The organism is Pseudomonas botevensis (assembly GCF_019145475.1).
Lineage (GTDB): Bacteria > Pseudomonadota > Gammaproteobacteria > Pseudomonadales > Pseudomonadaceae > Aquipseudomonas > Aquipseudomonas botevensis.
The window spans coordinates 247195-270574 of record NZ_JAHTKI010000001.1; the positions used below are offsets into that span (position 1 = coordinate 247195).

Sequence of the window (23380 nt, forward strand, 5' to 3'; positions counted from 1 at the left end):
GACATCAAACTGATGGCACTTTTAGTTCCGGCTGATGTCGTTCCAAATTCGTCGATAGATAAGCGCCTTCTTTCGGAAGATTCCTACTTCTATTTCTTTCAAGAGTTGGCATGCTTTGCGACAGGTTTTGGCACGAACGTTCGAAGTGTATTGGGGGTGAACGGTGGGGCGCTCTACGTCAATGGTTGCAGAGGATTTCGGGGAATGGAGGGGATATAAGTCGCTCTCGGGGAATCCCCTGCGATATATAGGGCGATCTCCTACAGCTGACGTTGAACACTTCGTCTTGTTGTTTAATCAGATGCTTGCTAGTGGCCATCATACTGATTACGATGCGCGCTCTTGATAGAGCACAAAACTCAAACGGATGAGTCGCTTCACCGCTCTTCGATACTGTCCGCGCCGTTGCAACTCCAATAGGCGCCCGACCGTTATCCAAATAAAAGGCCATGGATGTCCTACTCAAGCAAACTTTCCGCCCATTACCTCGAACTCGCAAAAGTCTCTGTTTCCAAAGAGAATTTCGCGGGCGAAGACGTTCGTTTTTCGAGCGAATTCGAGGCCCTGGAAAGCGAGCTGGCCAAAGCCTCGTCGATGCACGAAAGCGGCCAGATCGACTGGCTGAAAATTCGCGAAAACAGCGAATCCCTGCTGCGTACCCAATCCAAGGATCTGCGTGTCGGCGCCTGGCTGACCTGGGCGTTGTACCAGCGTGAATCCTTCCCCGGCCTGCTGGCCGGCCTTGGTTTTCTGCACCACCTGTCGGAAAACAACTGGGCCGACGTTCACCCGCTCAAACCCCGCACCCGGGCCGCCGCCGTTGGCTGGCTGGTGCCGAAGCTCGAGCAGGTCATCACCGAAAACGTTGCGATCAAGGAACAGCTGCCGATGTTCCGGCAACTGTCCGAGCATCTGGAAGGCCTCGACGCCGCCTGCTCCCAACACCTGGGCGATGAGGCGCCGCTGCTGCTGCCGATCTCCCGCCGCCTGAAAACCATGATCCAGCGTGCCGCCGACAATCAGCCGGCGCCCGGTGTCGTGGGCGCGGCGGTGGCGCAGGTCAAGCAGGCCGCGACCCAGTTGCTCACCCCCGGCGCGCCGATCGACAACGAGAAAGACGCGTACAAGGCATTGCGCGCCCAGCAGGAAAGCGCCCGGCCGCTGTGCGCCTGGTGGCTCAAGCAGAAGGCCACCGACCTGCGCGCATTGCGTCTGAACCGCACCCTGCTCTGGCTGCCGATCGACGTGGTGCCGGAGCGCAACGCCGAGCAGATCACCGTGCTGCGTGGCCTGCCGATCGAGAAACTCAAGCTCTACCAGGACCGCTTCGACCAGGGCAAATACGCCGACCTGCTGGTGGAACTGGAGGCGAGCCTGGCGAAGGCACCGTTCTGGTTCGATGGCCAAAGGATGGTCTGGGAATGCCTCCAGAACCTCAACGCCGAGATGGCTATGCGCGAAGTGGAAATCCACTTCGCGCTTTTGGTTCAGCGCCTGCCAGGTATCGCCGAGTTGCGCTTTCATGACGGCGCGCCGTTCGCCGATCCGGCTACCCGGGCGTGGATCGCCGCCAACGTCATGCCGCACCTGCAAAGCGCCAGCGCGCCGCGCAAAGTCGAGGTCGATGTTGCGACCCAGCCCGCGTGGGAAAAGGCCCTCGAAGACGTCATGCCGATCCTGCGCAAGGAAGGTCTCAAGACGGCCGTGCAGACTCTCAAGCAGGGTCTGCAGTCCGCCCATGGCGGGCGCGAGCGCTTCTTCTGGCAGTTCGCCCTCGCGCGGCTGTGCTTCATGGCCAAGAAGTACGAACTGGCCAAGAACCAGCTCGAAACCCTCGATCAGACATTACAGGACTCAGGCCTGCACGCCTGGGAGCCCGATCTTGCATTGGAAGTGCTGCACCTGCTGCACAGTTGCTGCGAGTTGTTGCCGCAGAACCATGCAGTGCGTGAACGCAAGGAAGAGATTTATCGCAGGCTGTGCCACCTCGACCTCGAAGTGGTACTCGAATAGGCCCCAGGGCCACAACCGCAAGGAGAAAAGCCATGGCCAAAGAAGGCTCGGTCGCCCCCAAGGAACGCATCAACGTCACCTTCAAACCCGCTACCGGCGGTGCTCAGGAAGAGATTGAACTGCCGCTGAAACTGCTGGCAATCGGTGACTACACCCACCGCAAGGACGATCGCAAGATCGAGGATCGCAAGCCGATCAGCATCGACAAGATGACCTTCGACGAAGTGCTCTCCAAGCAAGAGCTGAGCCTGACGCTGAGCGTGCCGAACCGTCTGCAGGAAGATGGCGAGGCCGACGAGCTGGCTGTGCAACTGCGCGTCAACTCGATGAAGGACTTCAACCCGGCCAGCCTGGTCGAGCAAGTGCCTGAGCTGAAGAAACTGATGGAACTGCGCGACGCGCTGGTGGCCCTCAAAGGCCCGCTGGGTAACGCCCCTGCGTTCCGTAAAGCCATCGAAGGCGTGCTCGCCGACGATGAATCCCGTGGTCGCGTACTCGGTGAGCTGGGCCTGAACGCCGCAGCCCCGGACGCCTGAGACTAGAGCAGCCAAGGAAGCCAACACAATGAGCACTAGCGCAGCACAACAGAACGCCGCCGAAAACGGCGAGTACAGCATTCTCGACAGCATCATCGCCGAAACCCGTCTGACTCCGGACGACGAAGCCTACGACATCGCCAAGCGCGGTGTGTCGGCATTCATCGAAGAGCTGCTCAAGCCGCAGAACAACGGCGAGCCGGTCAAGAAAGCCATGGTTGACCGCATGATTGCCGAGATCGATGCCAAGCTCAGCCGTCAGATGGACGAAATCCTGCACCACCCGGACTTCCAGTCGCTGGAATCGTCGTGGCGTGGCCTGCAACTGCTGGTCGACCGCACCAACTTCCGCGAAAACATCAAGATCGAAATCCTCAACGTCTCCAAAGACGACCTGCTGGACGATTTCGAAGACTCGCCGGAAGTCATGCAGTCGGGCCTGTACAAGCATATCTACACCGCTGAATACGGCCAGTTCGGTGGTCAGCCGGTTGGTGCGATCATCGCCAACTACTACCTGTCCCCAAGCTCGCCTGACGTGAAGCTGATGCAGTACGTGGCCAGCGTATCCTGCATGTCCCACGCGCCGTTCATCGCTGCTGCCGGCCCGAAATTCTTCGGCCTGGAAAGCTTCACCGGCCTGCCGGATCTGAAAGATCTGAAAGACCACTTCGAAGGCCCGCAATTCACCAAATGGCAGAGCTTCCGTACCTCGGAAGACTCCCGCTACGTTGGCCTGACCGTGCCGCGTTTCCTGCTGCGTAACCCGTACGACCCGGAAGAAAACCCGGTCAAGTCGTTCGTGTACAAGGAAACCGTTGCCAACAGCCACGAGCACTACCTGTGGGGCAACACCGCGTTCGCGTTCGGCACCAAGCTGACCGACAGCTTCGCCAAGTTCCGCTGGTGCCCGAACATCATCGGCCCGCAGAGCGGTGGTGCTGTTGAAGACCTGCCGCTGCACCATTTCGAAAGCATGGGAGAAATCGAAACCAAGATTCCTACCGAGGTTCTGGTTTCCGACCGTCGTGAATACGAACTGGCCGAGGAAGGCTTCATCTCCCTGACCATGCGCAAAGGCTCCGACAACGCGGCGTTCTTCTCCGCCAGCTCGGTGCAGAAGCCGAAGTTCTTCGGCATCAGCGCGGAAGGCAAGGCGGCAGAGCTGAACTACAAGCTCGGCACCCAACTGCCGTACATGATGATCGTCAACCGCCTGGCTCACTACCTCAAGGTGCTGCAGCGCGAGCAACTCGGTTCGTGGAAAGAACGTACCGACCTCGAGCTGGAACTGAACAAGTGGATCCGCCAGTACGTCGCCGACCAGGAAAACCCGAGCGCCGAAGTGCGTGGCCGTCGTCCGCTGCGCGCTGCGCAAGTGATCGTCAGCGACGTTGAAGGCGAGCCGGGCTGGTATCGCGTCAGCCTGAACGTGCGTCCGCACTTCAAGTACATGGGTGCCGATTTCACCCTGTCGCTGGTTGGCAAGCTGGACAAAGAGTAAGAGCGACTCATGGACGGATACGGCAGCCTTTTCGAACGCCTGAACGGCGATGCGGATCAACGCGCCGGCTGGAGCCGCGAGGCTTCGGCCATGGCGTCGGTGGCTGCCCATCTGGCCAAAATGCTCAGCACCCGGGCGGGCAGCGTGCAAACGCTGTCCGACTACGGGTTGCCCGATCTCAATGACATGCGCCTGAGCCTGCACGACTCCCTGAGTCAGGCCCGCCTGGCCATCGAAAGCTTCATCGAAGCCTACGAACCGCGCCTGAGCAACGTGCGTGTCATCTCCCTGCCGCGTGATCACGATCAGCTTCGCCTGGCCTTCAGCATCGAAGGCCTGCTGGAAGTGGATGGTTTCAAGCGTCAGGTCAGTTTTTCCGCGCGCCTGGATGGCAGCGGTCAAGTGAAGGTCAAGTAAGGATGCGCCAGAGCATTATGAACCTGGGTATGTTGGCAATGATTGGGCGTCGCGCTTTGCTGCTGATTGTCTTAATAGCTGTCGCCCTGATTTTGGTTGCGGGTTTCCTGAAGGTGAAAGCGTCACGGCTTGCTCATGTGTACTCCACCGAATGGAACGACACCGGAACCTGTTACATCAGTTCTTACATCCCGCAGTACTCGGCTCTGGGGATTCCCGGAAAACTCTTGAAGCTGTTCTCCAGTGAAGCCTTTTTCAGGGTGTACGCCAAAAACGGCACGCTATTGCAATCCTCGGAATGGTTGCTCTGGCAGAACGAATTCACGACGGATGAACGTGCGCAGTGGGTATGCGGAAACGCGATTTACCCAACAGCGAAGGGATACGAGGGCTGGAGCATTCCAGCATGTGCCGGGCAATGAATAGTCGTCAGGCCAAGGTCAATTAAGGAGAGCCTCATGTCAGGAAAACCCGCTGCACGCGTATCCGACCCCACCGCTTGCCCGCTCCCCGGCCACGGCACCAACCCGATCGCCGCCGGTTCCGGCGATGTGTTCTTTGACGGCCTCGCGGCCGCCCGCCAAGGCGATGCCTCGGCGTGTGGTGGTGCGCTGGTCGGCGACCTTGCCACCACGGTTCTGATCAATGGCAAACCGGCTGCGACCGTAGGCTCGGTGGGAGCGCACGGGAACAAGGTTACGGCCGGTTCCGGGACGGTGATTATCGGGAATTCGCATTCGCCGGCGCCGTTTGTGCCTCCAGTTCCCATGCCTGGTTACTTCAATGATTTTTTTGTCTTACGAGATGATGAAGGTAATCCGGTGGCAAATTATGGCTACCGTCTGGAAACCGAGTCAGGTGAGATTTATGAAGGGATAACAGACGCTAACGGTCATACCAAAGCTGTTAGCACTGGCAAAGCTTCACAAGTACTGAAAATCTCTCTTCTCACTCCAGCAGGTGTCGCGAATGTCTAACGTGGCACCCCTGGCACAGGCCCCTTCAACTCCTTCGAGCAATCGTGAGGGGCAGATTGCGACCGTAAAATTAGCAAAACTTTCAACTTATGAATTCAACATAAGGTCGTTTCATCCGGGGAAAACGTTTGGATGGAGCGGTTTTAATTTTGAAGGTGATGCGCGCGGGTTTTCGTTAAAGCCTAGTGGTCTCTCTGGTGTTCAGGGCACGCTGATAACTTCGCGTGTATGGCATAAGTTTTTTGTAAAACTTGCAACCAACGAAGTTGTTGATACGCAAACGGAGTCGAATGATTCCGGAAAGGCTGGAGCAGAACATACCCACTACGATGCAGAGTTGAAGCCAAAAGGTGGAAGTTGGCCATCAATTAAAACGGAAAAAGGTGCAGTAACTACTGTTTGGGTAGACGGTGGCTACGCAGGTGAGAATCACGCTTTCCCATTGTCGGCAGCGACAAAGAAACTCACGGGTATGACATTCGTACCAAGTTTGGATGTAAGTTACAAAATCGTAATGACGCTGGATCGGGTGGCTAAACATTTGGATGTTGTCACTTATATCTCCGGTGACGGTTTTCCAAACTGTGAGGCGTTTATTTCTGACCCGTCAGGAAAATCGATATTTCTTGGCGTACATGTTCGAAAGGGTGCCGCTGCCGTCTCCCTGTTTGGCGATAAAAAGTACCCAATGATTGCTTCGGCCATCCGAATTGAGGTCGACGATGAAGGGAACTTCAAAGATAAGTTGGGAAACGAGATGAGAAGAAGAAAGCTCAAAAAGGAGCAGCTTGATATGCGTCCGATTGAAGAGTGGAACGACTTTTTCATCAATCTCAGCCCCAACGATGGCCGCTGGATGGGCATTTGGGAGGAGCCTATGCCGGATGCCAATACAGAGTCGACGTTGAAATGACTTATACCGGTTATTTCAAAGTGGCCGTTTGGATGCCAGCGATTTTTTTGCCGTTTTTGTTGGTGCTCGATGCTTTCTATTTTTCCAAACCACTGAGCGGCGGAATTGAACAATTTATTCTTGTTTACATCCTCGGCTTTGGGCTTGCGGCATACATTCCATTTGCGGCTTTTTCGTCTCGTGTGATTTCTAATAGAACTAAGTCGGAAGTAATAAGGCTTGCTTGGTGGGCTCCAGTACTTTTTATCCCGTTTTATGGTGCCCCTTGGGTTTTGTATGGTGCCGGGTGCCTGGTTGCTGGCAGGTCTGCTGGCTTGGGAATGATGTTTATGTGGTTGGCTTATATCCCTTATTTTTTGTTTTTTGGTGTGTTGTTATCGGCGATAGCTGTTTTCGCTTTCAAGTTGATGGATAGTTTTTCTCTGTTTTCTGACAGGCGATGATATGGCGAATATCTCGACTTCGTAAAACCAAAACACGGTAGCGATTTTTAAGACTCGCAGTGATGCGAAATTAAACGAAAAACCAGGCAGGCAACCCATGTCCTTTAACCACTACTACCAAAGCGAACTCACCGCACTGCGCCAACTGGGTCGCCGTTTCGCCGAGCGTAGTCCGGCGTTGGCGCCGTTCCTGGGGCAGGCCGGGCGGGATCCGGATGTGGAGCGGTTGCTGGAGGGCTTTGCGTTTCTGACCGGGCGTCTGCGCCAGAAGCTCGATGACGAACTGCCGGAACTCAGCCATTCCCTGATGCAGTTGCTGTGGCCGAACTACATGCGGCCGCTGCCGGCGTTCAGCATTTTGCAGTTCGATCCGCTCAAGCGATCCGGGCCGGCGTTGAAGGTCGAGCGCGATACGCCGATCGAGAGCGTGCCGATCGATGACGTGCGTTGCCGCTTCCGCACCTGCTACCCGACTGAAGTCCTGCCACTGGATCTGGCCGCGCTGAACTACTCGGTGAAGGGTGACGGTTCGTTGCTCAGCCTGCGTCTGGAGATGAGCGCCGACGGCCACCTCGGCGAGCTGGAACTGAGCAAGCTGCGCCTGCACTTCGCCGGTGAGCGTTACATCAGCCAGATGCTCTACCTGAGTCTGTTGCGCAACCTTGAAGGCATCGAGTTGATCCCGCTCGACGGTGCCGGCAAGCCTATCGATGGCGTCAGCGGCAAGCCGATGGCGTTCAAGATTCCCGGCGACCGCGTGAAGCCGGTGGGGTTTGCCGAAGAAGAAGCGTTGATCCCGTATCCGCTGAACACCTTCCGTGGTTATCGCTATCTGCAGGAATATTTCGCCTTCCAGGACAAGTTCCTGTTCGTCGACGTCAACGGCCTGGACATCCTCAAGGCGCTGCCGGAAGACACCCTCAAGCAGATGCGTGGCCTGGAATTGCGCTTCGATATCCGCAAGAGCGGGATCATGCGCATGCGCCCGACCCTGGATAACGTGAAGCTGTTCTGCACGCCGATCGTCAACCTGTTCAAGCACGACGCCCTGCCGATCCGCCTCGACGGCAAGCAGGACGAATACCTGCTGCTGCCAGCGGAGTACGACCTGCAGAACTGCGGCGTGTTTTCGGTGGAAGGCGTCACCGGCTGGAAGCCCGGCGGCCTCGGTTATCAGGAGTACGTGCCGTTCGAATCCTTCGAGCACGACCCGAGTTTCGACGTGCCCAACAGCCGTCCGCATTACAGCATCCGCCAGCGTTCATCCTTGCTGCACGACGGCCTCGACACCTACCTGAGCTTCGGCATCCGCCACACCGAAGCCCATGAAACCCTGTCGATCGAGCTGATGTGTACCAACCAGAACCTGCCGCGCAAGCTCAAGCTCGGCGACATCTGCATGGCCAGCGAAGAGACTCCGGAGTTCCTCAGCTTCCGCAACATCACCCCGGCCACGTCGAGCTTCGCGCCGCCGCTGAACCGTGACTTTCTGTGGAAGCTGATCAGCAACATGTCGCTCAACTATCTGTCGCTGGCCGACGTCAACGCGCTGAAGGTGATCCTCGAAACCTACGACCTGCCGCGCTACTACGACCAGCACGCGGAAAAAGTCAGCAAACGCCTGCTCGGCGGGCTCAAGCACATCAAGCATCACCACGTCGACCGACTGCACCGAGGCCTGCCGGTACGCGGCTTGCGCACCGAGCTGACCATCGACCCGGAAGGCTATATCGGCGAGGGCGACCTGTTCGTTTTCGCTTCGGTTCTCAACGAGTTTTTCGCGCTTTACGCCAGTCTCAATTCGTACCATGAGCTGCGGGTAAAAAGCACACAGGGAGAGGTGTACCAATGGACACCACGTATGGGCCTGCAGCCCCTGCTTTAAGCGGGCTGAGCCGGGTAATACGCGAGTACTCGCTGTTTCAGGCCGTGCTGCTGGTGATCGACCGGCTGCGCGAGGCGCACCCGCACCTGAGCGAAGACGACCTGTACGACCAGGTGGAATTCCAGGCCAATCCGAGCCTGGGTTTTCCTGGCAGCGACGTTGATCGCGTGGAGTTTTTCGAAGAACACGGGCAGATGCGCGCGCGCATGCGCTTCAACCTGATCGGCCTGGTCGGCTCCGGTTCGCCGCTGCCGGCGTTCTATGGCGAACAGGCCCTGGGCGACAGCGAGGACGGCAACCCGACGCGCAACTTCCTCGACCTGTTCCACCATCGCCTGCAACGGCTGCTGCTGCCGATCTGGCGCAAGTACCGCTATCGCGCAAGTTTCCAGAGCGGCGCCATCGACCCGTTCTCGTCGCAGCTGTTCGCCCTGATCGGTCTGGGCGGCGACGAGATCCGCAAGGCCAAGGAACTGAACTGGAAACGCCTGCTGCCATACCTCGGCCTGCTTAGCCTGCGGGCGCACTCGGCGGCGCTGATCGAAGCGGTGCTGCGTTACTACTTCAAGCACGAAGAGCTGGTCATCGAGCAGTGCATCGAGCGCCGCGTGGAGATTCTCGACGAGCAGCGCAACCGCCTCGGGTTCGCCAACAGCGTGCTTGGTGAAGACCTGGTGCTCGGCGAACACGTGCGCGACCGCAGCGGCAAATTCCGCATTCACATCACCGAACTCGACTGGCAGCGATTCCATGAATTCCTGCCCATCGGTTTCGGCTACCAGCCGCTGTGCGCGCTGGTGCGGTTCACCCTGCGTGACCCGCTCGACTACGACATTCGCCTGGTGCTGCGCCAGGAAGAAATCCGCGAACTGCGCATCGGTGAGCAGAACGCCTGTCGCCTCGGTTGGACCAGTTGGCTGGGCCGCGAAAAAGCGGACGGCGTGGTGACCCTGGGCAGCAAAATTCATTAAGGACGTGAGCCATGATCAACGTAGACCTGCAACAACTCATCCAGGCGCTGGACGCCGAAACCCGTCGTGACCTGGAGCGTTCGGCCGAGCGTTGCGTCGCCCGTGGCGGCAGCAAGATTCTGGTCGAAGACTTGCTGCTGGGCCTGCTGGAGCGCCAGAACGGGCTGCTGTCGCGTGCCTTGCAGGATGCCGATGTGGATGCCGGCGAACTGAGTGCCGCGTTGCAGACCCGGGTCGAGCACAGCGCCTCGCGCAACCCGGTGTTCGCCCCGGAACTGGTGCAGTGGCTGCAAGACGCGCTGCTGGTGGCCAACCTCGAACTGGGCCAGACCCAGGTCGAAGACGCTGCGCTGATCCTCGCGTTGCTGCGCAACCCGATGCGTTACGCCGGCAGCCGCTATCAGCCGCTGCTCGCCAAACTGAACATCGAGCGCCTGAAGGAGTTTGCCCTGTCGCAACAGCCGCAGACCCAGGCCGATGGCAAGCCGGTTGCCCAAGGCGAATCGCTGCTGCAGCGCTTCACCCACAACCTGACCCAACAGGCCCGCGACGGCAAACTCGATCCGGTGCTGTGCCGCGATGGCGCGATTCGGCAGATGGTCGACATCCTCGCCCGTCGCCGCAAGAACAACCCGATCGTGGTCGGTGAGGCCGGGGTGGGTAAAACCGCCATCGTCGAAGGCCTGGCCTCGCGCATCGCTGCCGGTGAAGTGCCGCAGGTGCTCAAGGGCGTCGAGCTGCTGTCGCTGGACATGGGCCTGTTGCAGGCCGGCGCCAGCGTCAAGGGTGAGTTCGAGCGTCGCCTCAAGGGCGTGATCGACGAAGTCAAAGCTTCGCCGAAACCGATCATTCTGTTCATCGACGAAGCTCACACCCTGATCGGTGCCGGTGGCAATGCCGGCGGTTCCGATGCGGCGAACCTGCTGAAGCCGGCGCTGGCCCGTGGCGAATTGCGCACCATCGCCGCCACCACTTGGGCCGAGTACAAGAAATACTTCGAGAAAGACCCTGCCCTGGCCCGTCGCTTCCAGCCGGTGCAGTTGCACGAACCGACGGTCAGCGAAGCGGTGACCATCCTTCGTGGTCTGGCGCAGGTCTACGAAAAGAGCCACGGCATCTACCTGCGCGATGACGCGGTGGTGTCGGCCGCTGAGCTGTCGGCCCGTTACCTCGCGGGTCGGCAGCTGCCGGACAAGGCAGTCGACGTCCTCGACACCGCGTGCGCCCGCGTGCGCATCAGCCTAGCCGCCGCCCCGGAAAGCCTTGAGCGCCTGCGTGGCGAACTGGCTGAAGGTGGCCGTCAGCGCCAGGCCCTGCGCCGCGATGCCGAGGCCGGCCTGCTGATCGACCACGAAGCGCTGGATGCTCTGGAAGCGCGGCTGGACGAAGCCGAAACCGAAATGGTCGCTCTGGAAACTCTGTGGACCGAGCAGAAGCAGTTGGCCGAGCGCCTGCTGGAGCTGCGTCAGCAACTGGCGAAAGCCCGTGAAGCGGCGGCGGTCGAGCCGACCATCAGCGTCGAGGAAGACGCTGAAGGCACCGTGATCGAAACTCTGGTTGCCGAAGTCGATGAGGCACTCAGCGTTGAAGCGCTGGAAGCCCAACTCAATGAAACCCACAGCGCCCTGACCGCCGCGCAGGTCAAGGAGCGTCTGGTCAGCTTCGAAGTCTGCCCGCGCCTGGTGGCTGAAGTGATCAGCGCCTGGACCGGCGTGCCGCTGGCGCAACTGGCCCGTGAACACAACGCCAAGGTCGCGAGTTTCGCCACCGACCTGCGCGTGCGTATCCGTGGTCAGGAACAAGCCGTACACGCGCTGGATCGCTCGATGCGCGCCACCGCCGCCGGTCTGAACAAGCCTGACGCGCCGGTTGGCGTGTTCCTGCTGGTCGGCCCGAGCGGCGTCGGCAAGACCGAAACCGCCCTGGCCCTCGCTGATCTGCTGTACGGCGGCGACCGCTTTATCACCACCATCAACATGTCCGAGTTCCAGGAGAAGCACACCGTTTCCCGTCTGATCGGTGCGCCACCGGGCTACGTCGGTTACGGCGAGGGCGGCATGCTCACCGAAGCGGTGCGGCAGAAGCCGTACTCGGTGGTGCTGCTCGATGAAGTCGAGAAGGCCGACCCGGACGTGCTCAACCTGTTCTACCAAATCTTCGACAAGGGCGTGGCCAACGACGGCGAAGGGCGTGAAATCGACTTCCGCAACACGTTGATCCTGATGACCTCGAACCTGGGCAGCGACCGCATCAGCGACCTCTGCGAAGACGGCGCACGGCCGACCGCCGAAGTGCTGGAAGAAACCATTCGCCCGGTGCTCAGCAAACACTTCAAACCGGCCTTGCTGGCACGGATGAAAGTGGTGCCGTACTACCCGGTGGGCGGCCCGGTGCTGCGCGAGCTGATCGAAATCAAACTGGGCCGTCTCGGCGAGCGCCTGAACCGTCGTCAGCTGGATTTCAGCTGGTGCCAGAACCTCGTCGATCACCTGTCCGAGCGTTGCACCCAGAGCGAAAGCGGCGCACGTCTGATCGACCACTTGCTCGACCAGCACGTGCTGCCACTGGTGGCCGACCGCTTGCTCGACGCCATGGCCACCGGTGAAAGCCTCAAGCGTGTCCATGCGACGCTCGACGGCGACGCTGGCGTGACGTGCGAGTTCGCCTGAGGTGGGCGTGATGTTCACTCAAGTGCCGCAGCCGCTGGTCTACGCCGAAGCCTTGCTGGCGCAGTTCGCCAGCCTGTCGCGGGCGGCGGACGGCGCTGCGCTGCTGGGTGACTTCGTGCGCGGCCTGGCCGAGCTCAGCGGTTGTGAGTTGACGCAGTTGTACCTGCTCGACGCCACGCACACCTGCCTGGGAATGAATGCCGAGTGCCTCGACGGCTTGCTGCAACCCCGGGAAGCGGCGAGCCTGCCGGCGGACTACAACGGCGAGCAACTGCTGCAATTCGCCCTGTGCCAGAACCGCGTGGTGTGCCTGAACGAGTTGAGCGGCAGCCTGCACGAAACCAGTTTCCTGCCGGCGGCGGTCGCGCCGTGGCAGTCGCTGTTGTGCGTGCCGCTGGTCAATCAGCAGAAATCCGTCGAAGGCCTGCTGCTGTGCGCCAGCCGTCGTCATGTCGACCTGCAAGGTTTTGCCGACTCCCTCGGTCAGCTCGGCTCGTTCGTGCTCGGTCAACTGCATTTGCTGCAACGCCTGCGGCAACCGTTGAGCGACCAGCCGCCGGCCCTGCGCAACATTCCGAGCGCCAGCGGCTACGGGCTGATCGGCAAGAGCGCGGCGATGCGCCAGACCTACTCGCTGATCAGCAAAGTCCTGCACAGCCCCTACACCGTGCTGCTGCGCGGCGAGACCGGCACCGGCAAGGAAGTGGTGGCGCGGGCGATCCACGATTGCGGCCCGCGCCGCTCCCAGGCGTTCATCGTGCAGAACTGCGCGGCGTTCCCGGAAAACCTGCTGGAGAGTGAGCTGTTCGGCTACCGCAAAGGCGCTTTCACCGGCGCTGATCGTGACCGTGCCGGGCTGTTCGACGCGGCCAATGGCGGCACCCTGCTGCTCGATGAAATCGGCGACATGCCGCTGTCGTTGCAGGCCAAGTTGTTGCGCGTGCTGCAGGAGGGCGAAATCCGTCCGCTGGGTTCCAACGACACCCACAAGATCGACGTGCGCATCATTGCCGCGACTCACCGCGACCTGTCGGTGCTGGTCACCGAAGGCAAGTTCCGCGAGGACCTGTACTACCGCCTCGCGCAGTTCCCGATCGAACTGCCGGCGCTGCGGCAGCGTGAAGGCGACATCCTCGATCTGGCCCGGCACTTCGCCGACAAGGCCTGCACGTTCCTGCAACGTGATCCGGTGCGCTGGTCGGAAGCGGCGCTCGAACATCTGTCCGGCTACAGCTTCCCCGGCAACGTGCGCGAACTCAAAGGTCTGGTCGAGCGCGCAGTGCTGTTGTGCGAGGGCGGCGAGTTGCTGGCCGAGCATTTTTCCCTGCGCCTGGACCCGGCGCCGGACGACAACAGCAGCCTGAACCTGCGTGAACGTCTGGAGCAGGTCGAACGCAATCTGCTGCTCGACTGCCTGCGCAAGAACGACGGCAACCAGACCCTCGCTGCCCGCGAACTGGGCCTGCCGCGCCGCACGCTGCTGTACCGGTTGGGGCGCCTGAATATCAATCTGGGGGACTTCGATGGCTGATCGCCGATTGTTGTCCTCCTCCCGGAGGATGACGCGAAGGCCGCAATCCAGAGCCTTCGCGATCCACCCGGTCATCAATTTCAGCGCCGCCCGAGAGGGTCGGCGCTTTGTGCTTTGTCTAGCCCTGGAGACTCTCTGATGTCTGTTCGTCACTGGCACGCCGCCTTGCTGGCCCTCGTCGTTCTATGCGGCCTCGGCGGTTGCAGCGGCAATTACAAATTCAACGACAACGACTATCGCCCGTTGGGTGATCCGCAAGCGGTCAATCGCGGCAAGTGACCGCAAGGAGCATCAAACATGGAACTGGTTTTCGAAATGCTGAACACCAAGCAGTTCGTGCCCACCGAGTTGTGCCAGAAGACCTTCAAACAGGCCGGCGGCGTGATCGGGCGGGGCGAGGACTGCGACTGGATCATCCCGGACCGCAAGCGTCACCTGTCCAACCACCACGCGATCGTCAGCTATCGCGAGGGTACGTTTTTCCTGACCGACACCAGCAGCAACGGGGTGCAGGACGGTGACAGCGGTGCGCGTCTGCACAAGGGCGAGCCGGTGCGCATCGAGCACGGCAGCACATACGTGCTGGGCGACTTCGAGATTCGCGCGCGTCTGGTGCGCGACCCGGCGACCTTCGACGGTGAGGCGGGGCGCCCGCGCGCGGCCGGCAGCATCATCCCGGACGACGCGTTCCTCGACCTCGATCCGCTCAACGCCCTCGAACAGCAGGAGCGTGTGTATTCGGAAATCGACGAACTGCTGGCACCGAACACCAAGCCGGAAGACTCCCGTCAGCGTGCCGACTACGCGCGCATCGACATGGAAAGCCTGATGGTGCCGGAGCTGATCGTCGCTCCCGCTGAACCTGCGCCTGCTCCGGCCCCGAAAGCCGTCGAGCGTCAGAGCGAAGGTTTCTGGGAGAAGTTCGGCGCCGCGTTGGGCGTGGATGTCAAAGGCCTGGATCACGACGCCCGCGAAGCCCTGGCGCTGAATGCCGCGCGTCTGCTCAAGCAAAGCGTCGGCGGTTTGCAGCAGAGCCTGCGCACCCGTTCCGAGCTGAAAAACGAACTGCGTCTGGCCCAGACCACCGTGCAAGGCACCAACAAGAACCCGCTGAAATTCGCGGTGGATGCCAGCGAAGCCCTGGACATCCTGTTGCAGCCGCACAAGCCGGGGCACCTGCCGGCCGAGCAAGCCATTTCCCGGGCGTTCCGCGACTTGCAGGCGCATCAGGTGGCGCTGCTGACCGCCAGTCGTGCAGCGGTTCGCGGCACCCTGGAGCACTTCTCGCCGGAGCAGTTGACCCTGCGTTTCGAGCGCGACAACAAACCGTTGATCGCCACCTCCGGCGGGCGCTGGAGAGCCTTTGGCCGTTACCACCAGGCGCTGCGTCAGGACGACGACTGGAGCGAACGCCTGCTCGCCCGCGATTTCGCCCAGGCCTACGAAGAACAGATTCGCCTGATTTCCACCCTCCACACCGACCACCAAGGATGATGCGCATGTCTCGCCGCTCGACCGCTTTTTTCCAGACGCTGACCGCGCTCACCCTGCTGGTGCTGCTCGCCGGTTGCTCGTCGCTGTCGCCGTATTCGAAAGTGACCAAGGTCAACCTGAAGCTGACCGGCAGCGATCAGTTGAACCCGGACCTCAACGGCCGCCCGTCGCCGATCGTGGTGCGGCTGTTCGAACTCAAGCATCCGGTGACCTTCGAGAACGCTGACTTCTTCAGCCTTTACGAGCGCGCCAAGGAGTCCCTCAACCCGGATCTGGTGGCCAGCGAGGAACTCGAACTGCGCCCCGGTGAAACCGTGGAAATGAAACTCAGCGTGGAGGAGGGCAGCCGTTACGTGGGCATCCTTGCCGCTTATCGCGATCTGCCGGAAACCAAATGGCGCTACACGATCCAGCTCACCCCGGTGGAACTCAACGAGGCTGACCTGACCCTCGACCAGGCCGGTATCCGCAATACCCACGAAGTGCTCGCCAAGGCGGATGACTGATTATGAATACCCATAAAGTCATTTGGCAGGAAGGCATGTTGCTGCGCCCGCAGCACTTCCAGCACAACGACCGTTACTACGATCACCAGATGAAGACCCGCACCCAGTTGCTGGGTGGTTACACCTGGGGTTTCCTCAATCTGGAGATCGACCTGCAATTCCTCAACATGGGCAAACTGGTGATCAGTGAAGCCTCGGGGATCCTGCCGGACGGCAGCCTGTTCGAACTCGGCGGCAACACCGAGCCGCTGGCGCTGGACGTACCGCCGAACACCGGCAACACGCCGATCTATCTGGCGCTGCCGCTGGTCACCGGCAACCACATCGAAGCCCGGCGCCCGGAACAGTCCGACGTGCTGGCGCGCTACACCGCCTATGAAACCGAAGTGGCCGACTCCAACGCCGGCGACGACTCGTCGAGCCAGGTCAAATGCGGTCGCCCGGACTTCAAACTGTTGCTCGGCGAGCAGCAGAGCGACCAGGCTTATGTGAAGCTGAAGATCTGCGACGTGCTCGACACCACGCCCGACGGCGTGATCAGCCTCGATCCGGATTTCGTCCCGACCTACATTCAGGCCCACGCCTCCAGCTACCTGCTGTCGTGCCTGAAAGAAGTGATCAGCATGCTCAACCACCGGGGCGACACGATTGCCGAGCGCATTCGTTCGAACGGCAAGGTCGGTGGCGCGGAAGTCGGCGACTTCATGATGCTGCAACTGATCAACCGCACCGAATTGCTGCTGCGCCACTATCTGGGCCTGGAGCAAGTACACCCGGAAGAGTTGTATCGCACGCTGCTGACCATGCTCGGCGATCTGGCGACCTTCTCCAGCGACAGCAAGCGTCCGCGTCTGGACAGCCGCTACTCCCACGCCGACCAGGGCGCGAGCTTCCGCAAGCTGATGGAGTCGATCCGTCAGGTGTTGTCGATGGTGCTGGAACAGCACGCCATCGAACTGATCCTGCAAGCGCGTCAGTACGGGATCATCGTGTCGCCGTTGCACGACCACAAACTGCTGGGCTCGGCGTCGTTCGTGCTCGCGGCCAGTGCCAACTGCGACTCGGAAGAACTGCGCCACCGCTTGCCGGCGCACCTCAAGGTCGGCCCGGTGGAGCGGATTCGCCAACTGGTCAACCTGCACCTGCCGGGGATCAAGGTCAAACCGTTGCCGGTGGCCCCACGGCAGATCGCGTTCCACTCGAACAAAACCTATTTCATCCTCGAACTCAGTTCCGAAGACCTGGCGCAACTCGAACGCTCCGGCGGCTTCGCGTTCCACGTGTCCGGCGAATTTGCCGAGCTTGAACTGAAATTCTGGGCCATCAGGAACTGACCGACATGATCAAGGACATGGAACACAACCAGGACGACAAAACCGTCCTGCTCGACCGTCAGGGCCATGGCCCGGCGTCGAGTCCGCTGACCGACTTCGCCGCGCCGCCGCGCTTCGAGCAACTGGAAGAACGGATGATCTACGCCGCGCGCCTGCGCCCGGCGGAAGCCTTCAACATCAGCCTCAATTCGCTGGTGGCCGCGTCCTCCGAACTGCTCTCGGAAGTGGTGCGCCTCAAGCACAGCGAAACCCGCGAGGATCTCTACGCGCTCAATGAGCGCCTGACCGCCGGGCTCAAGCTGTTTGAAGTGCGGGCCCTGCACAACGGCGCCGAAAGCAGCCAGGTGATGGCCGCGCGTTACGTGCTCTGCACCGTGGTCGACGAAGCCGTCGTCACCACGCCGTGGGGCAACGAGAGCGAGTGGTCGCAGATGAGCCTGCTCAGCAGCTTCCACAACGAAACCTTCGGTGGCGAGAAGTTCTTCCAGCTGCTGGATCGGCTGTCGAAAAACCCGGTCAAGCACCTGCCGATGCTGGAATTGATGTACCTGTGCCTGTCCCTCGGTTTCGAGGGCAAGTACCGCGTGCAGGCGCGCGGCATGCTCGAACTCGAAGGCATTCGCGACGCCTTGTACCGGCAGATCCGTCAGTTGCGTGGCGACGTGCCGCGCGAACTGTCGCCGCACTGGGAAGGCCTCAACGATCAGCGCCGCAGTCTGGTGCGCATCGTGCCGGCGTGGATGGTGGTGCTGTTCACCTTCGTCTGCCTGGTGATGATGTATTCGGGTTTCGCCTGGGTCTTGGGCGAGCAGCGCGACACCATTCTGCAACCCTATCAGCCGATCGATCCGGTTGCGGTCCAGCCGCAGTCGCAGCCGTAAACAGGGACGTGTGATGAAAAAGTTTTTCAAGAAAGTCGGCGCCTTCCTGCGCCAGACCTGGGTCTGGACCCTGCTGCTGGTGCTGTTCGTGGCGCTGCTGGTGTGGTTCGTCGGGCCATTGCTGGCGGTCGATGACTACAAGTTCTGGGAAGGTTCGACCTCCCGCCTGCTGACCATCAGCGTGCTGTTCCTGATCTGGGGCCTGACCATGGTCTTCGTCAGCTGGCGCGCCGGTGTGCGCAAGAAAGCTGTCGAAGCCACCGAAGACGGCCAGGATCGGATTCGCCGCGAAGAGCTGATCGACGAAGAGCAGAAAGAGTTGAAGGCGCGGTTCAAGGACGCGCTGAAAACCCTCAAGACCTCGAGCCTGTATCGCGGCCGCAGCGAACGCTGGCGCAGTGACTTGCCGTGGTACTTGCTGATCGGCCCGCAAGCCAGCGGCAAGACCAGCCTGCTGGACTTCTCCGGGCTGGAATTCCCGATCAACAAGATCGACCGCAAGCTGACCCGCGACACCCTCGGCACCCGTCATTGCGACTGGTACTTTGCCGACCACGGCGTGCTGATCGACACCGCCGGGCGCTACACCACCCAGGCCGATTCGGAAGTCGACGGCAGTGCCTGGACCACCTTGCTCGAACTGCTGCGCAAGCGTCGGCGCGGCCGTCCGCTGAACGGCGTGCTGGTGACCATTCCGGTGGAAATCCTCACCGGTGGCAGCGAGCAGGAGATGGAAACCCTGTCCCGTCAGGTGCGCGCGCGCCTGCAGGACGTTTATCAGAAGCTGCACGTCGATGTGCCGGTGTATCTGGTACTGAGCAAGGCTGACAAGCTGCTGGGTTTCGACGAGTTCTTCGACCAACTGACCCGCGAAGAAAGCGATCAGGTACTCGGCACCAGTTTCCGCAAGGATCAGGTTGGCACCGACGTCGCCGTGCTGCGCGGCGAGTTCGAAGAGCTGCTGCGTCGCCTCAACAGCCAGGTGATCATGCGCATGCACTCCGAGCGCGACACCCAGCGCCGTGGCCGCATCCTCGACTTCCCGCATCAACTGGGGCAGATCGGCGAGCGCCTGTGCCTGTTCGTCGACATGGCGTTCACCGGCAACCGCTATCAGCGGGCAACGCAGCTGCGCGGTTTCTACCTGACCAGCGCCCCGCACCTGACCCAGGAAATGGACTCGACCACCGCCGGCATCGGCGCCAGCCTGGGCATGAACGCCGGCGTGCTGCCGACCCTGCGCAGCGGGCGTTCGCGGTTCATCCACCACTTGCTCAGCCAGGTGATTTTCCCCGAGGCCGATCTGGCCGGTCTGGACAAGCGCGAGCGCAGCCGCATCCATTGGGGCCAGCGCGCGTTGTATGTTGGCGCACTGGCGGCGCTGGCACTGTTCGGCATGCTCTGGGCCGGTGGTTTCTCGGCCAACTACGAGCGTCTGGAAAACCTGCGCAACCTGGCGCAGAGCTGGACTCAGCAACGTTCGGCGCTGTCCCCGCGCGATGACGCGATGGGCGTGCTGAAAACCCTCGACACCAGCTACGCCGCGACTCAGGTGTTCCCGAAGAAGGGCGACGTTTCGTACCACGAACGGGGCGGCCTGTATCAGGGCGAAGACGTCAATCCGCTGGTCAGGGAGGCTTACGAGCGCGAGCTCGAGAAGCAGTTGCTGCCACGGGTTGCGACCCTGTTGGAGGGCCAGATCCGCGCCAACATGAAGGATCGCGAACGCCTGCTCAACAGCCTGCGCGCGTACCTGATGCTGAACATGAAGGATCGTCGCGATCCGGCGTGGCTCAAGGACTGGATCGCCACTGACTGGTCGCTGCGCTACACCGGCAACACGGCGGTGCAGAACGGTCTGAACACCCACCTCGAACGCCTGCTGAAGCAGCCATTCATCTACCCGCTCAACGACCAGCTGGTCGCCCAGGCGCGTCAGGTGTTGCGCAGCGAATCCCTGGCGAACGTGGTGTACCGCATGCTCCGCGAGCAGGCGCGCAACCTGCCGGAATACCGTTTCAGCCAACACCTCGGCCCGCAGGGCTCGCTGTTTGTCGGCACCGACTACGTGATTCCGGGCTTCTACACCCAGCAGGGCTACCAGCAATATTTCTCGGTGCAGGGCTCGGCGCTGGTTACCGACATCCTGCGTGACAACTGGGTGCTGGGCGAAGGCGCGGGCATCAGCGACATGGACTTGCGTCGCCTGATGGTCGAGCTGGAGCAACTGTACTTCCGCGACTACGCCAACTACTGGAGCGAGGCCGTTGGCCAAGTGGCATTGCCACCGATCAGCGATGCCGGTGAAGGCGCCGAGCAACTGGCAGGCCTGACATCGGCCAACTCGCCGGTGCTGGCGTTGCTGACCGAAGTGCGTGAGAACACCCGTTTCCCGGTGGTCGCCGATCCGGTCGATGAAGCGGGCGATGCCGCTGATGCGTTGGCCGGGCAAAAAGGCAAGCTGGGTAAAGTCGGTAAACTGGCGTCGGCCGTAGCGGACAAGGCTTCTGCGCTGGCCGTGGCGAAAAACCTGCCGGACACCGCGAAGAAATCGCTGCAACGTCGCTTCGAACCGCTGCATAAACTGCTCGACGACAACAACGGCCCGGCGGCCGACCTGACGCCTGCGCTGAGCGCACTCAACGACCTGCAACTGCAACTGGCCAGCCTGGCCCGTTCCAGCTCGCCGGAACAAGCCGCGTTCGAACTGGCCAAGACCCGCATGAGCGGCCAGCGCGATGCGCTGACCAACCTGCGCAATGCGTCCGGGCGTCTGCCGCGTCCGCTGAGCGTGTGGTTCAACGTGCTGGCCGAAGACTCCTGGCGCCTGGTGCTCAACGATGCCTATCAATACCTGAACGGCCGTTATCAGAACGAGCTGTACAGCGTGTATGGCAAGACCATCAGCAAGCGTTATCCGTTCAGCGCTTCGAGCACCAGCGACGTGGCGATCAGCGACTTCCGCGAGTTCTTCAAGGCTCAAGGCATCGCCGACCGTTTCTTCGACACCTACATGCGTCCGTTCGTGAGCGGTGATCCGGGCAACTACCGGATGCGCAGCGTCGACGGTCACAGCCTGCCGGTGTCCAAGGTCTACCTCGACCAGATGGCCGCCGCGCTGACGATTCGCCAGAGCTTCTTCTCGATCAACCCGGCCGAGCCGACCGTGCAGTTCAAACTGGAGCCGTACACCCTCGATCCGGCGGTCAGCCGTTCCGAGTTCAAGTTCGGCGACAAGGTCATGGAATACCGCCACGGCCCGATTCTGCCGATGTCGTTCAAATGGCCGACCGATGCTGAAGACGGTCGTACCAGTCTGGTCATGGACAAAATGGCCGGTCGCCCGATCGGTATCGAGAAGAACTCCGGCCCATGGTCGCTGTTCCGTCTGTTCGACCTGATGCAGACCGAGTACCTGACCGGTCGCGACGTGCTGGTGCTGAAAGCCGATGTGGGTGGCCTGCGCGCCAACTACCTGCTGACCAGCCAGCGCACGCCGAACCCGTTCGACATGGGCGTGCTGCGTACCTTCCGTATGCCGGTGCAGCTCTGATGCTGGTGGCCAGTCCCTGGCGCAGCGCGGCGCGTACCGACCCGGGCAAGGTGCGGGCGCGCAACGAGGATGCCTTCCTTGACTCCCCACAGCATGGGCTGTGGGTGGTCGCGGACGGCATGGGCGGTCATCAGCGTGGCGACATCGCCAGCCAGTTGATCGTCGCCAGCCTGGCTGAACTGCCGCAGCAGGATGATTTCGACGAACGCCTCAAAGCCATCCGCCAGTGCCTGCACTGGCTGAACCGGCGCCTGGGGCAGGAGTTGACCGTCACCGCCGGGCGTCACGACAGCATCATGGGCAGCACCGTCGTGGCGCTGCTGGTGGACGGCAATCGCGCGGCCTGCATCTGGGCCGGCGACAGCCGCTGCTATATGTGGCGCGGTCAGCGGTTGTATCAGCTGTCCAAGGATCACTCGCTGCAGCAGCAACTGATCGACGAGCAACAGATGAGCGTCGAGCAGGCGGCGGCGCACCCGGCAGCACAGGCGTTGACCCGTGCGGTCGGTGCGGCGGAACAACTGACCCTGGATGTGCTGGAACTGGAGGTGTATCCGGGTGATGTGTTCCTGCTCTGCAGCGATGGTCTGTACCAGGGGCTGAGCAGCGATGCCATGGGTAACGCCCTGAGTCTGAGTGCGCCGCATGTGGCGCTGGAACGTCTGTTCGATGGTGCCCTGCGCGGTTCCGCGCGGGACAACCTGACTGCCGTGGTGATCCGCCAATGAGTGAAATCGAATCGCCGATCGATGACTTGCTGATGAGCGAAGAGCAGGCCAACAACCTGACCTACTTCGCCTTCGCCAAGGCCAATCAAGCAGAACCTTTGCTGGCACCGACCAAGGCCAGCATCGGTGCGCTGCCGGACGTCCTCGCCGGCCGCTACCACCTCGAGCGCCTGCTCGGGGCCGGCGGCATGGGCGCCGTTTACCGGGCACGGGATCTGCTGCACGAGCAGTTTGGCGATCCCGATCCTTACATCGCGCTGAAAATCCTCAGCGAAGAATTTGCCGAGTCGCCGGACGCCAGTGCCTTGCTCTACAGCGAGTTCGCCCTGACCCGACGCCTGCGCCACGACAACGTGCTGCGACCGCACACGTTCGAAGTGGACACCGACTGCCAGCGGGCCTTCATCACCATGGAACTGATGCGTGGCCTGACCCTGGACAAATTGCTCTGCGAGCGGCCCCTGGGGCTGCCGTGGAAAGAATTGCGCGACATCGTGTTGCCGCTGCTCGACGCGCTGGCCTACGCCCACCGTCGCGGTGTGCTGCACGGTGACATGAAACCGAGCAACGTGATGCTCAGCGAAGACGGCGTGCGCCTGTTTGACTTCGGCCTCGGCCAGGCCGAAGAGGGCATCCTGCCCGGCCTGCCGCACCTGAGCCGCGAGCGCTTCAACGCCTGGACCCCGGGCTACGCCGCCCCCGAACTGCTTGAGGGCCAACCGCTGTCGGCCAGCGCGGACGTGTACGGCGTGGCCTGCGTGATCTATGAACTGGCGGGCGGCAAACACCCCTTCCGCCGCCTGCCCTCGACCCAGGCCCGCGACGAGCACCTGGAGCGCGAGCTGCAAGCCCCGCGCAACCTGCCCGGACACTGCTGGCCGGCGCTGCGCACGGCGCTGAGTTTCAACGCGGCAGACCGCAACATCACGGCTCAACAATTGCGTGACGCCATGGGCGCCACTTCGTCCTGGCTGCAACGTCTGCGACTCGGGGCGTAACGGATGACATTCGAACAGGGAGCACTC

20 protein-coding genes are annotated in these 23380 nt (G+C 61.4%); all 20 read left to right on the forward strand.

Annotated elements, in window-relative coordinates; genetic code table 11:
• Positions 1–453 precede the first annotated feature (453 nt).
• The 20 genes from tssA (at position 454) to KVQ74_RS01270 (ending at position 23353) form a co-directional block, all read left to right on the forward strand.
• Complete coding sequence (tssA, locus tag KVQ74_RS01175; protein WP_217829187.1) at positions 454–2013, forward strand: type VI secretion system protein TssA; 1560 nt, start codon at positions 454–456, stop codon at positions 2011–2013.
• Between the two features lie 32 nt (positions 2014–2045).
• Complete coding sequence (tssB, locus tag KVQ74_RS01180) at positions 2046–2549, forward strand: type VI secretion system contractile sheath small subunit (RefSeq protein ID WP_217829188.1); 504 nt, start codon at positions 2046–2048, stop codon at positions 2547–2549.
• A 28-nt stretch (positions 2550–2577) separates the two neighbouring features.
• Positions 2578–4053, forward strand: a complete 1476-nt coding sequence (tssC, locus tag KVQ74_RS01185; RefSeq protein ID WP_217829189.1) for a type VI secretion system contractile sheath large subunit — start codon at positions 2578–2580, stop codon at positions 4051–4053.
• 9 nt (positions 4054–4062) lie between these two features.
• Positions 4063–4470: a type VI secretion system baseplate subunit TssE gene (tssE, locus tag KVQ74_RS01190; RefSeq protein WP_217829190.1), complete on the forward strand. Its 408-nt coding sequence runs from the start codon at positions 4063–4065 to the stop codon at positions 4468–4470.
• 2 nt (positions 4471–4472) lie between these two features.
• On the forward strand, positions 4473–4892 hold the full coding sequence (locus KVQ74_RS01195; RefSeq protein WP_225929798.1) for a hypothetical protein: 420 nt from the start codon (positions 4473–4475) through the stop codon (positions 4890–4892).
• A 36-nt stretch (positions 4893–4928) separates the two neighbouring features.
• Positions 4929–5447, forward strand: a complete 519-nt coding sequence (locus KVQ74_RS01200; protein WP_217829191.1) for a PAAR domain-containing protein — start codon at positions 4929–4931, stop codon at positions 5445–5447.
• Complete coding sequence (locus KVQ74_RS01205; protein WP_217829192.1) at positions 5440–6360, forward strand: hypothetical protein; 921 nt, start codon at positions 5440–5442, stop codon at positions 6358–6360. Before KVQ74_RS01200 ends, KVQ74_RS01205 begins: the two co-directional genes overlap by 8 nt.
• The gene (locus tag KVQ74_RS01210; protein WP_217829193.1) at positions 6357–6803 is read left to right on the forward strand and encodes a hypothetical protein; all 447 of its coding nucleotides are present in this window, start codon (positions 6357–6359) and stop codon (positions 6801–6803) included. Before KVQ74_RS01205 ends, KVQ74_RS01210 begins: the two co-directional genes overlap by 4 nt.
• Positions 6804–6900: 97 nt before the next feature.
• Positions 6901–8688, forward strand: a complete 1788-nt coding sequence (gene tssF, locus KVQ74_RS01215; RefSeq protein WP_217829194.1) for a type VI secretion system baseplate subunit TssF — start codon at positions 6901–6903, stop codon at positions 8686–8688.
• Entirely contained in the window at positions 8652–9659 is a 1008-nt protein-coding gene (tssG, locus tag KVQ74_RS01220) for a type VI secretion system baseplate subunit TssG (protein WP_217829195.1), read from the forward strand. The genes tssF and tssG overlap by 37 nt, the downstream gene beginning before the upstream one ends.
• A gap of 11 nt (positions 9660–9670) precedes the next feature.
• A complete protein-coding gene (tssH, locus tag KVQ74_RS01225) occupies positions 9671–12328 on the forward strand; it encodes a type VI secretion system ATPase TssH (RefSeq protein WP_217829196.1) in 2658 nt (885 codons plus the stop codon).
• 10 nt (positions 12329–12338) lie between these two features.
• Positions 12339–13859 (forward strand): sigma-54 interaction domain-containing protein, encoded by a 1521-nt coding sequence (locus tag KVQ74_RS01230; RefSeq protein ID WP_217829197.1) that lies wholly within the window; start codon positions 12339–12341, stop codon positions 13857–13859.
• A 138-nt stretch (positions 13860–13997) separates the two neighbouring features.
• Positions 13998–14138, forward strand: a complete 141-nt coding sequence (locus KVQ74_RS01235; protein ID WP_217829198.1) for a type VI secretion protein — start codon at positions 13998–14000, stop codon at positions 14136–14138.
• Between the two features lie 18 nt (positions 14139–14156).
• Entirely contained in the window at positions 14157–15353 is a 1197-nt protein-coding gene (gene tagH / locus KVQ74_RS01240; RefSeq protein ID WP_217829199.1) for a type VI secretion system-associated FHA domain protein TagH, read from the forward strand.
• A gap of 5 nt (positions 15354–15358) precedes the next feature.
• The gene (tssJ, locus tag KVQ74_RS01245; RefSeq protein WP_217829200.1) at positions 15359–15859 is read left to right on the forward strand and encodes a type VI secretion system lipoprotein TssJ; all 501 of its coding nucleotides are present in this window, start codon (positions 15359–15361) and stop codon (positions 15857–15859) included.
• 2 nt (positions 15860–15861) lie between these two features.
• Positions 15862–17193: a type VI secretion system baseplate subunit TssK gene (gene tssK, locus KVQ74_RS01250; RefSeq protein ID WP_217829201.1), complete on the forward strand. Its 1332-nt coding sequence runs from the start codon at positions 15862–15864 to the stop codon at positions 17191–17193.
• 5 nt (positions 17194–17198) lie between these two features.
• Entirely contained in the window at positions 17199–18074 is an 876-nt protein-coding gene (gene icmH / locus KVQ74_RS01255) for a type IVB secretion system protein IcmH/DotU (protein WP_217829202.1), read from the forward strand.
• Between the two features lie 13 nt (positions 18075–18087).
• Positions 18088–21627 carry a type VI secretion system membrane subunit TssM gene (gene tssM, locus KVQ74_RS01260; protein ID WP_217829203.1) on the forward strand — a complete coding sequence of 1180 codons (3540 nt, stop codon included), beginning with the start codon at positions 18088–18090 and terminating at the stop codon, positions 21625–21627.
• Complete coding sequence (locus tag KVQ74_RS01265; RefSeq protein ID WP_217829204.1) at positions 21627–22355, forward strand: PP2C family protein-serine/threonine phosphatase; 729 nt, start codon at positions 21627–21629, stop codon at positions 22353–22355. Before tssM ends, KVQ74_RS01265 begins: the two co-directional genes overlap by 1 nt.
• On the forward strand, positions 22352–23353 hold the full coding sequence (locus KVQ74_RS01270) for a serine/threonine-protein kinase (protein ID WP_217829205.1): 1002 nt from the start codon (positions 22352–22354) through the stop codon (positions 23351–23353). The genes KVQ74_RS01265 and KVQ74_RS01270 overlap by 4 nt, the downstream gene beginning before the upstream one ends.
• Positions 23354–23380 lie beyond the last annotated feature (27 nt).

Bases quoted from the DNA above. Each gene is read 5' to 3' on its own strand.
- tssA (WP_217829187.1), top strand. From the start codon at position 454: ATGTCCTACTCAAGCAAACTTTCCGCCCATTACCTCGAACTCGCAAAA.
- tssB (WP_217829188.1), top strand. From the start codon at position 2,046: ATGGCCAAAGAAGGCTCGGTCGCCCCCAAGGAACGCATCAACGTCACC.
- tssC (WP_217829189.1), top strand. From the start codon at position 2,578: ATGAGCACTAGCGCAGCACAACAGAACGCCGCCGAAAACGGCGAGTAC.
- tssE (WP_217829190.1), top strand. From the start codon at position 4,063: ATGGACGGATACGGCAGCCTTTTCGAACGCCTGAACGGCGATGCGGAT.
- KVQ74_RS01195 (WP_225929798.1), top strand. From the start codon at position 4,473: ATGCGCCAGAGCATTATGAACCTGGGTATGTTGGCAATGATTGGGCGT.
- KVQ74_RS01200 (WP_217829191.1), top strand. From the start codon at position 4,929: ATGTCAGGAAAACCCGCTGCACGCGTATCCGACCCCACCGCTTGCCCG.
- KVQ74_RS01205 (WP_217829192.1), top strand. From the start codon at position 5,440: ATGTCTAACGTGGCACCCCTGGCACAGGCCCCTTCAACTCCTTCGAGC.
- KVQ74_RS01210 (WP_217829193.1), top strand. From the start codon at position 6,357: ATGACTTATACCGGTTATTTCAAAGTGGCCGTTTGGATGCCAGCGATT.
- tssF (WP_217829194.1), top strand. From the start codon at position 6,901: ATGTCCTTTAACCACTACTACCAAAGCGAACTCACCGCACTGCGCCAA.
- tssG (WP_217829195.1), top strand. From the start codon at position 8,652: ATGGACACCACGTATGGGCCTGCAGCCCCTGCTTTAAGCGGGCTGAGC.
- tssH (WP_217829196.1), top strand. From the start codon at position 9,671: ATGATCAACGTAGACCTGCAACAACTCATCCAGGCGCTGGACGCCGAA.
- KVQ74_RS01230 (WP_217829197.1), top strand. From the start codon at position 12,339: ATGTTCACTCAAGTGCCGCAGCCGCTGGTCTACGCCGAAGCCTTGCTG.
- KVQ74_RS01235 (WP_217829198.1), top strand. From the start codon at position 13,998: ATGTCTGTTCGTCACTGGCACGCCGCCTTGCTGGCCCTCGTCGTTCTA.
- tagH (WP_217829199.1), top strand. From the start codon at position 14,157: ATGGAACTGGTTTTCGAAATGCTGAACACCAAGCAGTTCGTGCCCACC.
- tssJ (WP_217829200.1), top strand. From the start codon at position 15,359: ATGTCTCGCCGCTCGACCGCTTTTTTCCAGACGCTGACCGCGCTCACC.
- tssK (WP_217829201.1), top strand. From the start codon at position 15,862: ATGAATACCCATAAAGTCATTTGGCAGGAAGGCATGTTGCTGCGCCCG.
- icmH (WP_217829202.1), top strand. From the start codon at position 17,199: ATGATCAAGGACATGGAACACAACCAGGACGACAAAACCGTCCTGCTC.
- tssM (WP_217829203.1), top strand. From the start codon at position 18,088: ATGAAAAAGTTTTTCAAGAAAGTCGGCGCCTTCCTGCGCCAGACCTGG.
- KVQ74_RS01265 (WP_217829204.1), top strand. From the start codon at position 21,627: ATGCTGGTGGCCAGTCCCTGGCGCAGCGCGGCGCGTACCGACCCGGGC.
- KVQ74_RS01270 (WP_217829205.1), top strand. From the start codon at position 22,352: ATGAGTGAAATCGAATCGCCGATCGATGACTTGCTGATGAGCGAAGAG.